Annotated in this window: 10 protein-coding genes and 1 pseudogene; 3 read left to right on the top strand and 8 right to left on the bottom strand. The window is 66.7% G+C overall.

What is annotated here, in order from left to right; translation table 11 throughout:
• Positions 1-46: 46 nt before the first annotated feature.
• Positions 47-2,264, bottom strand: a pseudogene (locus OR37_RS14445) (DPP IV N-terminal domain-containing protein).
• A 305-nt stretch (positions 2,265-2,569) separates the two neighbouring features.
• On the opposite strand from OR37_RS14445, the gene OR37_RS14440 reads away from it, so the two are divergent.
• Positions 2,570-3,136: a hypothetical protein gene (locus OR37_RS14440; RefSeq protein ID WP_035017460.1), complete on the top strand. Its 567-nt coding sequence runs from the start codon at positions 2,570-2,572 to the stop codon at positions 3,134-3,136.
• Positions 3,137-3,188: 52 nt separating this feature from the next.
• On the opposite strand, the gene OR37_RS14435 is transcribed toward OR37_RS14440, so the two are convergent.
• From OR37_RS14435 to OR37_RS14425, 3 genes are all read right to left on the bottom strand, one after another.
• Positions 3,189-3,611, bottom strand: coding sequence for a hypothetical protein (locus OR37_RS14435; RefSeq protein ID WP_004621357.1), 423 nt, complete (start codon positions 3,609-3,611; stop codon positions 3,189-3,191).
• Between the two features lie 172 nt (positions 3,612-3,783).
• Positions 3,784-4,680: a polysaccharide deacetylase family protein gene (locus OR37_RS14430; RefSeq protein ID WP_004621356.1), complete on the bottom strand. Its 897-nt coding sequence runs from the start codon at positions 4,678-4,680 to the stop codon at positions 3,784-3,786.
• A gap of 145 nt (positions 4,681-4,825) precedes the next feature.
• Positions 4,826-6,055, bottom strand: coding sequence for an SGNH/GDSL hydrolase family protein (locus OR37_RS14425; RefSeq protein ID WP_004621355.1), 1,230 nt, complete (start codon positions 6,053-6,055; stop codon positions 4,826-4,828).
• 246 nt (positions 6,056-6,301) lie between these two features.
• Here OR37_RS14425 and OR37_RS14420 point away from each other — a divergent pair, with 246 nt between their 5' ends.
• Both OR37_RS14420 and OR37_RS14415 read left to right on the top strand, forming a co-directional pair.
• Positions 6,302-8,311: an SPFH domain-containing protein gene (locus OR37_RS14420; protein WP_004621353.1), complete on the top strand. Its 2,010-nt coding sequence runs from the start codon at positions 6,302-6,304 to the stop codon at positions 8,309-8,311.
• Positions 8,312-8,541: 230 nt separating this feature from the next.
• Entirely contained in the window at positions 8,542-8,883 is a 342-nt protein-coding gene (locus OR37_RS14415; RefSeq protein ID WP_004621350.1) for an EF-hand domain-containing protein, read from the top strand.
• A gap of 5 nt (positions 8,884-8,888) precedes the next feature.
• Here OR37_RS14415 and OR37_RS14410 read toward each other — a convergent pair whose 3' ends face one another.
• The 4 genes from OR37_RS14410 to OR37_RS14395 form a co-directional block, all read right to left on the bottom strand.
• Positions 8,889-9,359: a DUF2269 family protein gene (locus OR37_RS14410; RefSeq protein WP_004621348.1), complete on the bottom strand. Its 471-nt coding sequence runs from the start codon at positions 9,357-9,359 to the stop codon at positions 8,889-8,891.
• Positions 9,359-10,651, bottom strand: a complete 1,293-nt coding sequence (locus OR37_RS14405) for an SDR family oxidoreductase (protein ID WP_004621345.1) — start codon at positions 10,649-10,651, stop codon at positions 9,359-9,361. Before OR37_RS14405 ends, OR37_RS14410 begins: the two co-directional genes overlap by 1 nt.
• 44 nt (positions 10,652-10,695) lie before the next feature.
• Positions 10,696-11,478: a signal peptidase I gene (gene lepB / locus OR37_RS14400; RefSeq protein WP_004621341.1), complete on the bottom strand. Its 783-nt coding sequence runs from the start codon at positions 11,476-11,478 to the stop codon at positions 10,696-10,698.
• A gap of 133 nt (positions 11,479-11,611) precedes the next feature.
• Complete coding sequence (locus OR37_RS14395; RefSeq protein ID WP_004621338.1) at positions 11,612-13,993, bottom strand: TonB-dependent receptor; 2,382 nt, start codon at positions 13,991-13,993, stop codon at positions 11,612-11,614.
• Positions 13,994-14,172: the final 179 nt, after the last annotated feature.

The following is a 14,172-nucleotide window of genomic DNA, read 5'->3' as shown; positions in this document are numbered from 1 at the left end:
GTCGCCGCCCGCCCAGACCTGACCGGGCGGACGGCGGCGTTCCGGCCTATTGGCCTTGCAGCTTGCGGGCGAAGAACTCCAGGTGCTTCTTCAGAACGCTGAGGCCCTTGGTCTTGCTGCCCGGCGCGCTGTGGCGCTCGCCGGGATAGAGGGCCATCTCGAACGGGATGGCTTTCTTCTGCAGCGCCGACATCACGCGGGTGCTGTTCTCGAAGATCACGTTGTCGTCGGCCATGCCGTGCAACAGCAGCAGGCTGCCGGGCTTCAGATTGTCCAGACGGTTGTTGATGTCGGCATAGGCGTAGCCGGCCTTGTTTTCGTCCGGCTTGCCCATGTAGCGCTCGGTATAGGCGGTGTCATAGAGACCCCATTGGGTGGGCGGAGCGCCCGCCGCGCCGGCCTTGAACGGCGTGTCCGGCGCCGTCATCAGCATCAGGGTCATGAAGCCGCCGTAGGACCAGCCCATCACGCCCAGCTTGCTGGCGTCGACGTAAGGAAGGCTGGCCAGGAACTTGGCGCCTTGCAGCTGGTCGTCGACCTCGACCGTGCCCATGTGGCGGTCCAGGGCGCGCTTGAAGGCGGCCGAGCGATTGCCGCTGCCGCGATTGTCCAGCTTGAAGATCACATAGCCGGCTTCGAGATAGGTGCGCTCCGACGGGCTCTGCCAAGTCTTGTTGACCCGCTGGGCGTGCGGGCCGCCATAGACCGAGACGATGGCCGGATACTTCTTGGCCGGGTCGAAATTCGTCGGCTTGAGGATCTCGTAGTACATCGTCTGGCCGTCGGCGGCCTTGAGCGTTCCGTACTCCGGCGTCGGCAGGTTCACCGCGTAGGGCCAGTAGGGATGCCCCTCGGCCAGCTTGTTTTCCTCGATCCAGCGCACCCGCTTGCCGTCGGCCGAATAGAGCGCGGTCTGGGGGGGGGTTCTTGGGATCGTTGTACGAGGCGGCGAAGGCGCCGCCCGTGTCGGCCACCTTGGCCGTCCACCAGCCGCCGCCCGGGGTCAGGGCCTTGGGCGTGCCGGGCTTGGCATAGGAGACCTCGTAGATGCGGCGCTCCAGCGGACTGTCCATCGAGGCGCCGAAGATCACGACCTTGCGGTCCTCGTCGACGCCCTCGACGCCGCCCACCGGCCAGTCGCCCTTGGTGATCTGAGCCAGCAGCTTGCCGTCGGCGGCGTAGCGATAGAGGTGCTGGTTGCCGTCGCGCTCCGAGCCCCACAGGAACGTGCCGTCCTTCAGGGGCTTGAAGTCGTTGTTCAGCTCCAGGAAGTGCGGATCGGTCTCGGTCAGCACCACGCGGCTCTTGCCGGTGGCGGCGTCGAAGGCCAGCAGGTCCAGGGTCTTCTGGTCGCGCGACAGGCGCTCGACATAGACGGTCTTGCCGTCCTGGGCCCAGGCGACGCGGGCGACATAGATGTCCTTTTTCGCGCCCAGGTCCAGCTGGATCGCCTTGCCGGAGGCCAGGTCGCGGACGAAAAGGTCGACGACGGCGTTCGGCCGCCCGGCGCGCGGATAGCGCTGGTTGACGACCGTGGCGCCGCCCGGACCGATGTCGGCGCGCGGCACGATGTCGACGCCGCTCTCGTCGACGCGGGTATAGACGATCCGCGCCTCGTCCGGGCTCCACCAGTAGCCGGTGAAACGGTCCAGCTCTTCCTGGGCGATGAACTCGGCGACGCCGAACGACAGGGCGTCCTTGCCCTCGGTGGTCAGGGCCGTCTCGGCCCCGCCGGTGATCGGCTTGATGTAGAGGTTCTGGTCGCGGACATAGGAGACGTAGCCGCCCTTGGGCGAGACCTTGGCGTCGACCTCGTCGCCCGGGGTTTCGGTCAGGCGAGTGACCTTGCCGTCGGCGACGCTGTCCAGATAGAGGTCGCCGTCCAGGGGCACCAGGATGAAGCGGCCCTGCTTGTCCCAGCTATATTCGACGATGCCGCGCGCCTGCACGCGGGCGCGCTCGCGGCGGGCCTTCTCGGCTTCCGACAGCTCCTTGTTTCCCGACGACAGCGCCGCCGAGTCGATCAGGCGATAGGGCTCGCCGCCCTTGACGTCGGCCGCCCACAGGTCCTGGACATTGGCCGCCTCGGGCTTGGACTTCAGGTAGGTGACGCGCTTGCCGTCCGGCGACAGCGCCACGCCCTTGGCCGTCGGGCCCGACAGGCTGGGATCGGCGAAGATGCGTTCCGGGGTGAGTTGTTCCGCCAGAACCGGCGAGGAGAGGGCGAGAACGGCCGCGAGCGCCGTGAGCGAGGGCTTTTTCATGGCGCCGGACGCTAAGCGGGAGCGTGGAGGTTGTCAGCAGGGAAGTTGTTACGGGGCTGAAACAGCGCGTCGAGGGGGCTTTGGCCTCGTGCGGCTTTTCCAATACCGACCTCCCCGGCGAACGCCGGGGCCCAGAGTCATCCGGCTCGACAGGAGGGGACGCGCCAAAGCGACGGGCCGAACGATGGGCGTCGGCGGGTTCGATCTGGATCCAGTCGTTCGCCGGGAAGGTCGGGTTTCTAGATGCGGGCTGGAGACTGGCGCCGACCCATGGCGGACTGCTGACGCCAATGTAGGATGGCGACATGGATCACCGCGCTCTGATTGAAATGGCATCGCCGATTGAGCTCGCCGCTCTTTGGCGGCTGAAGTTCATGACCGGCGACGACGTCGCGGCAGCGTGTTTGCTATGGCTCGAAAAGGACTTGGACCGTGGCGATCCCAACATAGCGGCGTTTGCGGGCGAGACCGGACTTGTCGTTGATGAAATTGCTCCCGCGTTTGAACGAAGCCTGGTGAACCTGATAGGGCGATCCGTCGAACGAGATGAAGCCATTCTTGTTAGTCTACGCCTGCATCTAGCCGCCGCCCTTCAGGCGGATCTAATGAAAGGCGTCCAACTCGTCCTTTACCGCTTTCAAGGCCTTACTGATCAGCGCCTAGTGCATCACCCTCGGCGTTCTACAGACCGCCCAGAAGGAACTTACGCTGAACAGGAGCTAGGGTTGGAATACGTTTACGGCGGCTTCTACGCCTTCGACGATATCCAACACCTAACCCCTGATGAGCAGGAAGTCGCGAAGGTGGAGCTGAGGCACTATTTGCAGAACGCCGTTTCTGAACTTGAAAGGCATCTGGCTCTGACGATCTAATGGCGGAGGTGGGCTGAAGCTTGCAAAGGCAACGTTCCACGCTAGCCGGACGTTAGAAGAAGGCGAGCCCGCCCCCGCTCGACGCTACAATCGATGATCTGCTTTCGCCGTGAGCGAAACTGCACTGCCATCCCTCGTAGCCGGAAGAGTTGTTGAGGAGATCGAGGCGCAATTCGTTCGAGAACCTGAGGCTTAAGTCTGAGGTCAGTCGGTCGACTGCGACGATGGATACAGTCGCCCCGGCGAGCAGCTCGTTGGCCTGAGCCTCCGCGTCGACGGGTTTGAGCAAGCCAAATTGGTGACCATCGTCCTCGTCGGTGAGAGCGATGCCCTGCGTCGAAATCAAACGCCAGTGGCAACCGACAGCAATAATGGTCCCATTCCCAAGATCGAACGTCCAGTCTACCTCTCGACGTGTGACGCGGCAGGAGCGGCCAACAACCGATGCTTCGAAGGCGCCGATGAGGTCGTTCATGAAGCGTCTCCGCCGGGGTGTGATGAAGTCTAGCGTATCGATATCCGACATCCACCCCGCACAGCCCCATCGACATGTCCGCTCGCCACGCGCCGTTTAACGGCTTGCTCCATAACAGCGCCTTTCGTCATGCCGAGCATGACGCAGAACAACCCATGCGGAGCGGCAACCGCTATCGGCACGTCCCGTCCAGCGCCGCCAAGTCCACCGGATGGGGCGGTACGGGCAGGCCCTTGGCCTTCATCGCGTCTTCCAGCGTCGTCGGCTGAGGCGGCAGGCTGGGGTCGCGGTCGGTCTTGTAGAACGGATCGCGCTCGGCCTTCTCCAGGCTGGTGAAGCGATAGCCCCTGTCCAGATAGAGCTTCAGCAGGCGCGGAGCCATGCGGGCGTCGAAGGCGCCGGCGTGCATCAGGAGGACATAGGGGATGTCGCGGCCATACAGCGCCTGGCTCATCGCCCGCGCCCGGTCGGCGACGGCGGCCGCGCCGTCCAGATAGCGCTTCTCGAGCTCGGCGATGGCGGCCTCATCGTTTCGGGCGACGCAGCGGGCGTAGGGCGCGTTGAACGCATAGTCGCCGAACGACTGGGTGACGCTGGCGATCCGATAGTGGTTGGCCGCCAGCCAGTCGCGCACGGCCAGGCGCTTTTCGGGCGTGTCGCCCTCGGACAGGAACGGGTAGCGCAGCCAGCGCCAGTCTTCGGTCCCCATATGGGCGCGGAGCAGGGGCTCGTTGCGCGCGATCTCGGCCTCGAACTGGTCGGGCGTCAGCTGGGCCAGGTTCGGGTGCGACCAGGTGTGGTTGCCCAGCGGCTGGCCGGCGTCGCGCCACATCGTCAGCACCGGCGTCGAGTCGGGCTCGCGCTCGGTCTGGACGCCGTTGACGAAGCCGAACGCCGGGGCCTTCACGGCGGCGAAGGCCTTCAAGAGGTCGGCGGCGATTTGGACGCGGGTGACGCCGGGCGGCAACGGCCCGTGAGCCGGCAGGTCGTCCCAGGTCAGGGCGATGACGGGCTTGGAGGCGGCTTGGGCCGCGGTGGCCAACGCAAGGGTGGCCACACCCACCAACATCCCGACCTTCCCGGCGAAGGCCGGGATCCAGATCGAACCCTGAGTATCGGCGGATTTAGCTGAGGCCTTGGGCGCGGGTACGGCGGACTCTCCGGATGGATCTGGGCCCCGGCCTTCGCCGGGGAAATCGGAGGAAGAGAAAAGTCTAGAACAACCCCAGCGGAATCGCGTCGGCCATCGCCTTGTAGCCGGCGAGGTTGGGATGCAGCCCGTCGTTGTCGTAGGCGGGCAGCAGCGCGCCGGGCTTGGCGGGGTCGGTCATGGCCTTGTCCCAGTCGATCACGCCGTCGAAGTGGCCCGGCGCGCGGATCCAGGCGTTGATCGCCTGACGGTCGGCCTCGCTCTCGGGACCCGGATGATAGTAGGCCGAGCGGCCATAGGGCAGGATGGTCGCGCCGATCACCTTGATCCCCCGCGCGTGGGCGCGAAGGATCATCTGGCGGTAGGCGGCGGTCACCTGCTCGACCAGGGCCTTGTGGGCCTCCGGCGTCGCGGGCGCCTCGCGGGTCAGGACGCCCAGGTCGTTGACGCCCTCCAGCAGGATCACGTGGGTGACGCCCGATTGCGAGAGCACGTCGCGCTCGAACCGCGCCAGGGCGTTCGGGCCCAGCCCGTCGCGCAGCACGCGATTGCCGCCGATGCCCAGGTTCAGCACGCCCAGCGGCTTGCCGGCCGCCTTCAGACGCTGGGCCAGGGCGTCGGTCCAGCGCTGGTTGGTGTTGGGCTGGACGCCGTAGCCGTCGGTGATGCTGTCGCCGAACGCGACGATGGCGCCGGCGCCGCGCGGGGCCTTGTCGGCGGCGACGTCCACGCTGGAGATCTGGAACCAGTGGTCCGTGGTCTTGGCGCCGGGCAGGTCTGCGTCGGCCACATGGTCGCCTGGCAGCACGTAAGAGGTGGCGCGCGAGCCGGGGTGGCCGGTCTGGACGCTGGGCGCCTCGACATAGCGCAGGCTGACCGCCAGGCTGGTCAGGGGGGCGACCTTCAGGGGAACGGGGTCCGACCAGTAGTCCGCGCCAGCCGGAATAGTCACCGTGGTCCGCCCGGAGAAGGTGAGGGGGCGGTCGGTCGCCGGATCGATCTTCGCCGTCGCCAGGTCGGCCGAGACCGCCACACGCGCCGCCGCGATGGTCAGCGGCTGGGTTCCGAAGGCGTTGGACAGGCGCAGGCGGACGGTGTCGCCGCCGATCGACAGGCGGATCACCTGGCGCAGGGTGGCGTTCGGATAGTCCTCGGCCGCCAGACTGTTCTTGGCGTCGGGCGCGATCTGGGCGCTGGCCCAGCTGCCGATCCAGCGGGTTTCCGCGTGAGTGGGCAAGGCCAGGGTCAAGGCCAGGCCCGCCGCGATCAGCGCCGGCCGCGTGAACATCTTCATCGAGCGTTTCTCCCCGCACCGTTCGTTGAATACGGTAGCGGTAACATTGCTATGGCCTCTCGGCGCGGACGTAAAGCCTTCCCCTGGATTACCAGGTTTTAATCCGCTCTCGCGCCCGTGATCCGAGGTGATCCGATGTGATCGCCTCATGATTGAGCGCGGCTTGGCCATGCATACATGTAACGCGGCCGCCGATAGACGGGCCGCGATCATCGCGCTCCGGACGGCCACCTAGGGGCTAATTCCATGTCCAATATCCTGGCGTTTGGACCGCTGGTCGGTTCAGCGCTTGTCGTCGTGCTCATCGCGGCGGTCGTCGCCGCGTCCGGCATGATCCGCTACATCGGCAACAACCGCGTCGCGGTGGTCGAGAAGCTGTGGTCGGGCAAGGGCTCGATCGCCAGCGGCCTGATCGCGCTGAAGGGCGAGGCGGGCTTCCAGCCCGACGTCCTGCGCGGCGGCCTGCACTTCTTCTTCCCGTTCCAGTACCGCCTGCACATCCAGTCGCTGGTGACGATCCCGCAGGGGCGGATCGGCTATGTCTTCGCCCGCGACGGCGCGCCGCTGGAGGCCGACCAGGCCCTGGCCGCCAATCCGCACGACGTCGACTTCCAGGACGCCCGCGCGTTCCTCGAGGCCGGCGGCCAGAAGGGCCCGCAGCGCAAGATCCTGCGCGAGGGCGCCTACGCCATCAACCTGGCGCAGTTCGTGGTGGTGACGCGCGACAGCACCTTCGCGCTCAGCCTCGACAGGGCCGAGGAGAGCCTGCTGACCCAGATGGCCGAGGTCATCGAGGAGCGCGGCGGCTTCGAGCCGGTGGTGATCAAGGACGCCGACGACCAGATCGGCGTGATCACCGTCCATGACGGCCCCGGCCTGCCGGCGGGCGAGATCATCGCCCCGCTGGTCGGCGCCGACCCGTCGAACGCGGCGACCTTCCACAACAGCTTCCAGGACGCCGAGCGCTTCCTGGCCGCCGGCGGCCGCAAGGGGCGTCAGCTGCAGGTGCTGGTCGAGGGGACCTACTACATCAACCGCCTGTTCGCGACGGTCGAACGGATCGGCAAGACCGTGGTCGAGGTTGGCCAGGTGGGTGTCGTGGTCTCCTACACCGGCGAGAGCGGCGTCGACACCTCGGGCGAGGGCTATCGCCACGGCGAGCTGGTGGCCAATGGTCAGCGCGGCGTGTGGCGTGATCCGCTGCTGCCCGGCAAGTACGCCTTCAACACCTATGCCGGCCGCGTGACCATGGTGCCGACCACCAACTTCATCCTGAAGTGGGAGACCTCGTCGGTGGGCTCGCACCGGTTCGACGAGAACCTGGCCGAGGTGTCGCTGATCACCCGCGACGCGTTCGAACCGACCCTGCCGGTCTCGGTCGTGGTCCACATCGACTACCGCAAGGCGCCGTTGGTCATCCAACGCTTCGGCGACATCAAGAAGCTGGTCGAGCAGACGTTGGATCCCATGGTCAGCGCCTACTTCAAGAACATCGGCCAGACCCGCACCCTGATCGAGCTGTTGCAGGACCGCAGCGCGATCCAGAGCCAGTCGAGCGAGGAGATGAAGGTCAAGTTCGGGGCCTATAACCTTGAACTGCAAGAGGTTCTGATCGGCACGCCGCGTCCGGCCCAAGGGGGCGACGACCAGATCGAGAAGATCCTGACCCAGCTTCGCCAGCGCCAGATCGCCGACGAGCAGGTCGGCACCTACGAGCGCCAGAAGCTGGCGGCCCAGAAGGAACGCGAGCTGCGCGAGGCCGAGGCCTTCGCCAAGCAGCAGACCGCGATCACCGAAAGCCAGCTGTCGATCCAGGTGCAGCAGAACCAGGGCAAGGCGTCGCTGGCCCGCTCCGAGCAGGAGGCCCAGCAGCGCCGCACCCTGGCCAAGGCCGACGCCGACGCGACCCGGCTGATGGGCGAGGGCGAGGCCGGCAAGGTCGTGGCCCTGGCCCGCGCCGAGGCCGAGAAGGTGACCAAGGTGGGCCTCGCGCAAGCCGAAGCCATCGCCAGCCAGGTCGAGGCCTCGGGCGGCGCGCGCTATCAGCTGGCCCGCCAGGTGGCCGAGCGCTTCGCCCAGGCCCTGGAGACCAGCGGCGTCGATGTGGTGCCCAAGGTGCAGATCTCAGGCGCGGGTGCCGGCGACGCCGGCGCCTCGGGCGGGGTGATGCAGGCTCTGCTGACGCTACTGATGTCGGAGAAGCTGGGCCTGGCGGTCGAGGCCGCGCCGGTCCAGTACGAGGAAGAACAAGCCTGACGACACCGGGCGCGGCGACCAGAAAATGCTTAAGGGCGCCGCGCCACGCAGGAATCGCTTGCGTCGAGGGTAATGTTAGCGTTATCAGAGACCCGTGAGGCGCCGAGCGCCTCTGCCCTTCCTGGGCGTTTCCTCCCTATAGACTTTCAGCCCGGTCATTTGGCCGGGCTTTCTTTTTGCGCGCCGCGAACGGTGCTAGTCAGGGGGCGAACGTCGCGAGGTTTGTCTCCATGACCGCCCGGAAGCCGCCGAAGAAGAGCGAAGTGCTCGAGATCCGTCTGCCGCACGAGACCAAGACCGCCTTCATGGCGCGCTGCCATGGAGCGGGACGCACGGCCAGCGAGGCGGTGCGGGTGTTCATCGATCAGGAGCTGTCGGGCAAGGCCGCCAGGCCGCCGCGCACGCACGGCCTTCTCTGGCGCGCCGTCGTCGCCGCCCTGGCGGGCCTCGCCGTCGGCGCCATCGCCGTCCCCTCGCTGGCGCGTCCCACCACGACCTCCCGCGCGGCGTTCGAGGCGCTGGACCGGAACCACGACGGCGTCCTGAGCTTCGAGGAATTCAGCCGGCGGTAGGGGCATTAAAAGGACGGCTTGGCGACCATCAGCCATACGATCCCCAAAACGGCGGCGAAAGCCGGAAAGCCTAAGACGAACCACAGCCGGAATAGCCGGAAGTATCGCTCGGGTAACGGCGTGTCGGTCGCAGCCGCTTGGATCGCCAAATCTCGCAGGCGGACCTGGATCCATACTACCGGCAGCCAGCAGAGGCCGGTGACGACATAGAGCGCCAGACTTAGTCCAATCCATCCCGATAGAAGCCGATAGCCGGCCAGATGGGCCAGGCTAGCGCCGGTGATCGGCTGCAGGATCACGGCCGAGGCCGTAAATACGGTATCGGCCAGCACCACGACTCTGGCGGTTTGGGCGACCAAGGCCGGATCGCGGGTGCGATGAGCCATCAGCATGAAGAAGGCGATACCCGCGCCCGTGCCCAACAGCACCGTCGCGCCGATCACGTGAGCGACCTTGACCAGTGTGTAGAGGTCCATCAGCGTTCATCCAGCGTGGTCAAGGCAGCCAAGGCCAGAAAGCCGGCCGGAACGCTTTTCAGCAGCGGGCCCATGGGGTCCAACCACAGGTCGGGACGCACCACGGCGCCGCCGACCAGGTATGCGGCCGTGACCAGCAGCATCGCTTGCAAGGCTCTGCCGGTGGTTGGTCGATAGGCCAGCATCAGGGCCAGAGTCATGTCGACCAGGCTGCCGACCACGACTGCCGCGGTGGCTGGGGCGGCCTTTATGCCCGAAGTGGTGAGGACGCCGACGGCATCGCGGAAGCCGACGGTTAGTCCGATCACTCCCGACAGGAACCAGAACGCAAACAAGCAGAGCAGGATAGCAGGCTTTGCGAAATAAGCGCGGGCGAACCAGCGCTCCTGAACGCCCGATGGGGCGGCGGCGAGCAGAGCGTCGAAAGATCGCGGCTTCCAGTCCAGGCGCGCGGCGTCCTCGGCGCGTCCGCGAACGCCCATCCGAAGCTGTTCAAGAGCGGCTGTGCGCATGGGGCTGCGCCAGCCCAGCCAGGCCAGGGCGTCGCTGGCGGCGGCGGTCGCTCGAGCGAGGTAGGAGGGCAGGCGCAAGACCGGGGCCGGCGGCAGGCCTAGCCAGCCGCGAAGGCGCGTCACCAGATCGACAAGACTCAGGGCTTCTTCGTGAACCAAATCCAGACTGACCCGCGTCGGCGCTTCGTCGGTCAGACAGCGCGCTACGGCCAGCGCCAGGTCCTCGGCGCCGACGACCTGGACCAGGCTTTCGCCATGCGCCACGAGACTGACGCCCGGCAATCCTGCCAGACCCCGGAGCAGGGCCGTACCGCCATAGGCAGCCGGGGCGAACACCAGGCCGGGGCGCAGAATGATCCAGTCCGTAGCGGCATGGGCCAGTAGGCGCTCGGCTTCCAACTTGGTGTCGTTAAAGGCGGTGGTTCGTTCGGGGCTTACCCCAGCCGCCGAGATGTGCACGATGCGTCGCACGCCAGCGATGCCGCAGGCCTGGATAAGGCGGCCGACGCCGTCCACATGGACCGCCCTAAGGTCATCGCGAGGGCTGTCCTGTAAGGCGCCCGCGCAGTTGATGACGGCGTCGGCGCCGGCTAGTAGAGCCGTCCAGTCCTCAACGCCGCAATCGGCTAGGTCAGCGCGCTTCCAGTCCAGAGCGGGAAGGCGACGGCGCGCTGCTTCGATATCCCGGCCGATCCCGATCACACCATGACCGTCGGCCACGAGCCGCGCTGACACGTAAGAGCCGATAAGCCCGTAGGCCCCGATGATGGCGATGCGCATTGTCGAGGCTTAGCGTGTGGGCTCCGGCGGTGAAAGCGCCCGCTCTACCGGATCACCCTGAAAAACCGATCCCACTGCAGGTCCAGCCAGGTCCAGGGTTTCAGCAAGGACGCGCCCGGCTTCCAGGACAGCATGACGATCTTCGCCCGGCCGACCAGGTTCTCGGCCGGCAGCAGACCCACGCCGCCCATCGATGGCGAGAAGCGGCTGTCCAGCGAGTTGTCGCGGTTGTCGCCCATCACGAAGTAGTAGCCGGCCGGCACGACATAGACGTCGGTGTCGTCGCCCGGCTGGCCGGGGCCGCCGTCATAGGTGACATAGGCGCGGCCGTTCGGCGTGGTCTCGCCGACCTGCATGACGGTTCGGTCCGGGGCGTCGTGGTCCTGGGTCGGGCCGATCGCGGTTTGGGGCAGGGCGGTTCCGTTGACGAACACCTGGCCGCGCCGGATCTGAACGTGATCGCCGGGCAGGCCGATCACGCGCTTGATCCAGGTCTGGGACGGATCGCGCGGCAGGCGGAAGACCACCACGTCGCCGCGCTGGGCCTGCCGCTCCAGGAAGCGGCCCTGGAACAGCGGCGGGTTCAGCGGGAACGAGGCGCGGCTCCAGCCATAGGCCAGCTTGGAGACCACGATGTAGTCGCCGGTCACCAGCCCCGGCTCCATCGATGACGACGGGATGGTGAAGGGCTGGAACAGCACGATCCGCAGCGCGAGGGCGACGCCGAGCGCGATGGCGACCGTGCGCACGATCTCGACGACCTCGCGCCAGAGGCTGGCGGAGGACGGCGCGGCGGGCGAGGCGGTGGGGGCAGGGTTTTCGGTCATGCCCAGACCAGGCCTCGCGCGGTTCCAAAACGCCAGCAAGGTCCTGTCCGGACGCGCTGGAAATCTTGTCCGGACACGAAAAAGGGCCGGGAGGCGGTGCTCCCGGCCCTTCGTTCGTCGCGATCCTAAGTGCTTAGAAGCGCTTCTTGATCGTCAGATAGGCCTGACGCGGAGCGCCCGGCAGCAGGGTCATGGCCGTGCCCTTCGGGTCGGCCTTGGCCGGGCCGCCCGAGCCGACCGTCGAGATGTAGTCCTCGTCGGTCAGGTTGGTGACGTTGCCCTGGATCTCCAGGTTGTGGAGCACGCCCTGCGCGGCGTTGAAGCGATAGCCCACGGTCAGGTCGGCGACGGTGTAGCTGTCGACGTGACCGCCGTTGTTCTCGAACGTGTACCAGCGCGAGCCGACATAAGAGAGGCCCAGACGCGAGTAGAAGCCGCCGTTGTCGTACTTCAGCTCGGCCTTCACCAGGTTCTTGGGCGTGAAGACCACGTCCTTGCCCTTGGTGCGCATGGCCACCAGACCGCCGGCGCCGGGGACGTCGTCGTCGTACTTGGAGTCGTTATAGGTATAGGCCCCGTAGACCGACCAGGCGTCGGTCAGGCGGTATTCGCCGGCGACTTCCACGCCCTTGGTCGTGACCGAGCCGACGTTCGACAGCACGGCCGGCAGGCCCAGGATCGGCGGAGCCGTCGAGGCGCTGTCCAGACGGTTGTCGAACTTGACGTGATAGAGCGCGGCCACGCCCTGGAAGCGGCTGTTGTGGTAGCGCACGCCGCCCTCGAAGGTCTTCGAGGTCTCGGGTTGCAGGTTCTTGGAGACGTAGTCGACCACGCTCTGGTTCTGCGAGGCGAACGGGCCCGAGGTCGCGGCCGAGACGAAGGCGGCCATGTTCTTGGTGTAGCCGCCGAACAGCTCGACGCCGTTGTCCATCTTATAGACGACGCCGATCTGGGGCAGGAAGCTCTCCTTGCTCTCGATCTTGCCGTTCATCGGGTTACCGGCGATCGTCGAGACCTTGTTCTCGACCTTCATGGCCTTGAAGCCGAAATTGACCTTCAGGGCGTCGGTGATCGACCAGACGTCCTGCAGATAGCCGGTCGTGGTCTTGGTGTTGAACTTGTAGTTCCACGACGTCTTGAACGGGTTGGACTGGAAGTCCAGCGGGTCGCGCGACGGGGCGTTGAGCGTCTCGGCGTAGAAGCGGCGGGCCTGGTTGAAGTCGTTGTCCTCGATCCAGAAGCCGGCGCCGATCTGATGGTTGGCGATGTCGTAGGTGGCGTTGCCGATCAGACCCTTGCGGTCGATGTCGTATTCCGTGGTGCGGATCGACAGCGGCGCGGCGTTCGAGCCGGCCGTGCCGTAGCCCGGGCTGATCTGATACGGCGTGTACCAAAGGCCCTGGCCCTGGTTCTGGTGGCCGTAGCCGGTCAGGTCGAAGCGCAGCGCGCCCAGCTTCTCCTTCAGGGTGACGGCGTAGAGATCGTCGTCGCGGATGCCGGCGCCGGCGTAGTAGGAGTCATCCGGCGTATCGACGCCATAGGCGCGGTAGGGGTTGGTCCCGACGCCGGTCCAGCCGCCCGAGCTGGGGTCCAGCACGCCCGTGGCGTAGAGGCCGACATTGTTCAGCACGGTGGCCACGCCGATGGCCTTGGCCCAGTTGGGCTGGAAGTTGTCGGAGCCGCGGCCCAGGCGCTTGATCATGTCGAACGACATGTCCTGGTAGTCCTGCTCGCGGCGCTCGGAATGGTTCCAGAACGCGGTCAGCGTGCCGGTGTCGCCCAGCGGCAGCTCGGCCTTGCCGTCGAACTGGCGCTGCTTCTGCTTGGAGCCGCCCTTCCACTTGTCGGCCTGCTGGTCGGCGATCGAGACGTAGGCTTTCAAGCCGCCCAGCGACTCGATCGCGCCGGTGTCGATGCGGCCGAAGAGACGGTGCATGTTGTCCGAGCCGCCGGTCACGTTGGCCTGGACGCCGAAGTCCTCGGTGGGCTTGCGCGAGAAGAATTGCAGCGTGCCGCCCAGGTTCGAGGTCGAGGCGGTCGACAGCGAGCCGGCGCCTTGGGCCAGTTCGACCGAACCGATGTCTTCACTGGCGATGGCGCGGCTGATGTGAAGGCCGTTGTAGTTGCCGTAGCTCATGTCGCCCAGCGGCACGCCGTCCAGGGTGAAGCCCAGGCGGTTCTGATCGAAGCCGCGGATCGAGATGCGGGTCGACCACTCATAGGCGCCGAAGGCGTCGGCCGACTGGAACGACACGCCGGGCAGCTTCTCGACGGCCTTCAGCGGGCTTGAGCCGGCGGCCTGCAGGGCGACCTGAGCGTCGCTGACGGTTTGGACCTGGCGGCTCTGACCCTGACCCAGGACGATGATCGCGTCGACCTCGGAGGCGTCGGGCGTGGCGGCGGTGGTCGCGGCGGCCGGAGCGGCCGAGGCGGCGGCGTCGGCGGCCAGCGCCTGACCGGCCGTCATGAACAGCAGGGCGCTCGCGGCGGCGCCCAGCATCAGATGGTTCTTCATGATCTATCCCCTTTGTCCGGCGCATGGAGAGGCGTCGGCTGAACGCCCGGATAACAGCGGTCCAAGACGGGACGGAGAAGGAAACGTGTCGGGCGTCCGACACTGCGGCGAACGAACTATGACGGCATGGGGCGTGTCGGAAGTTCCGCGAAGTCTCGCCCGCGATTGCGCGAAGCGGC

This window comes from Caulobacter vibrioides OR37 (genome assembly GCF_000372645.1).
GTDB classification, from domain to species: domain Bacteria; phylum Pseudomonadota; class Alphaproteobacteria; order Caulobacterales; family Caulobacteraceae; genus Caulobacter; species Caulobacter vibrioides_E.
Note: the sequence above shows the minus strand (reverse complement) of the source record. Positions and strands in the feature narration are given on the sequence as shown.

What these genes read in the sequence shown, in the direction of transcription:
- OR37_RS14440 (WP_035017460.1), top strand. Translation starts at nt 2,570, where the DNA reads ATGGATCACCGCGCTCTGATTGAAATGGCATCGCCGATTGAGCTCGCC.
- OR37_RS14435 (WP_004621357.1), bottom strand. Translation starts at nt 3,611, where the DNA reads ATGAACGACCTCATCGGCGCCTTCGAAGCATCGGTTGTTGGCCGCTCC.
- OR37_RS14430 (WP_004621356.1), bottom strand. Translation starts at nt 4,680, where the DNA reads ATGTTGGTGGGTGTGGCCACCCTTGCGTTGGCCACCGCGGCCCAAGCC.
- OR37_RS14425 (WP_004621355.1), bottom strand. Translation starts at nt 6,055, where the DNA reads ATGAAGATGTTCACGCGGCCGGCGCTGATCGCGGCGGGCCTGGCCTTG.
- OR37_RS14420 (WP_004621353.1), top strand. Translation starts at nt 6,302, where the DNA reads ATGTCCAATATCCTGGCGTTTGGACCGCTGGTCGGTTCAGCGCTTGTC.
- OR37_RS14415 (WP_004621350.1), top strand. Translation starts at nt 8,542, where the DNA reads ATGACCGCCCGGAAGCCGCCGAAGAAGAGCGAAGTGCTCGAGATCCGT.
- OR37_RS14410 (WP_004621348.1), bottom strand. Translation starts at nt 9,359, where the DNA reads ATGGACCTCTACACACTGGTCAAGGTCGCTCACGTGATCGGCGCGACG.
- OR37_RS14405 (WP_004621345.1), bottom strand. Translation starts at nt 10,651, where the DNA reads ATGCGCATCGCCATCATCGGGGCCTACGGGCTTATCGGCTCTTACGTG.
- lepB (WP_004621341.1), bottom strand. Translation starts at nt 11,478, where the DNA reads ATGACCGAAAACCCTGCCCCCACCGCCTCGCCCGCCGCGCCGTCCTCC.
- OR37_RS14395 (WP_004621338.1), bottom strand. Translation starts at nt 13,993, where the DNA reads ATGAAGAACCATCTGATGCTGGGCGCCGCCGCGAGCGCCCTGCTGTTC.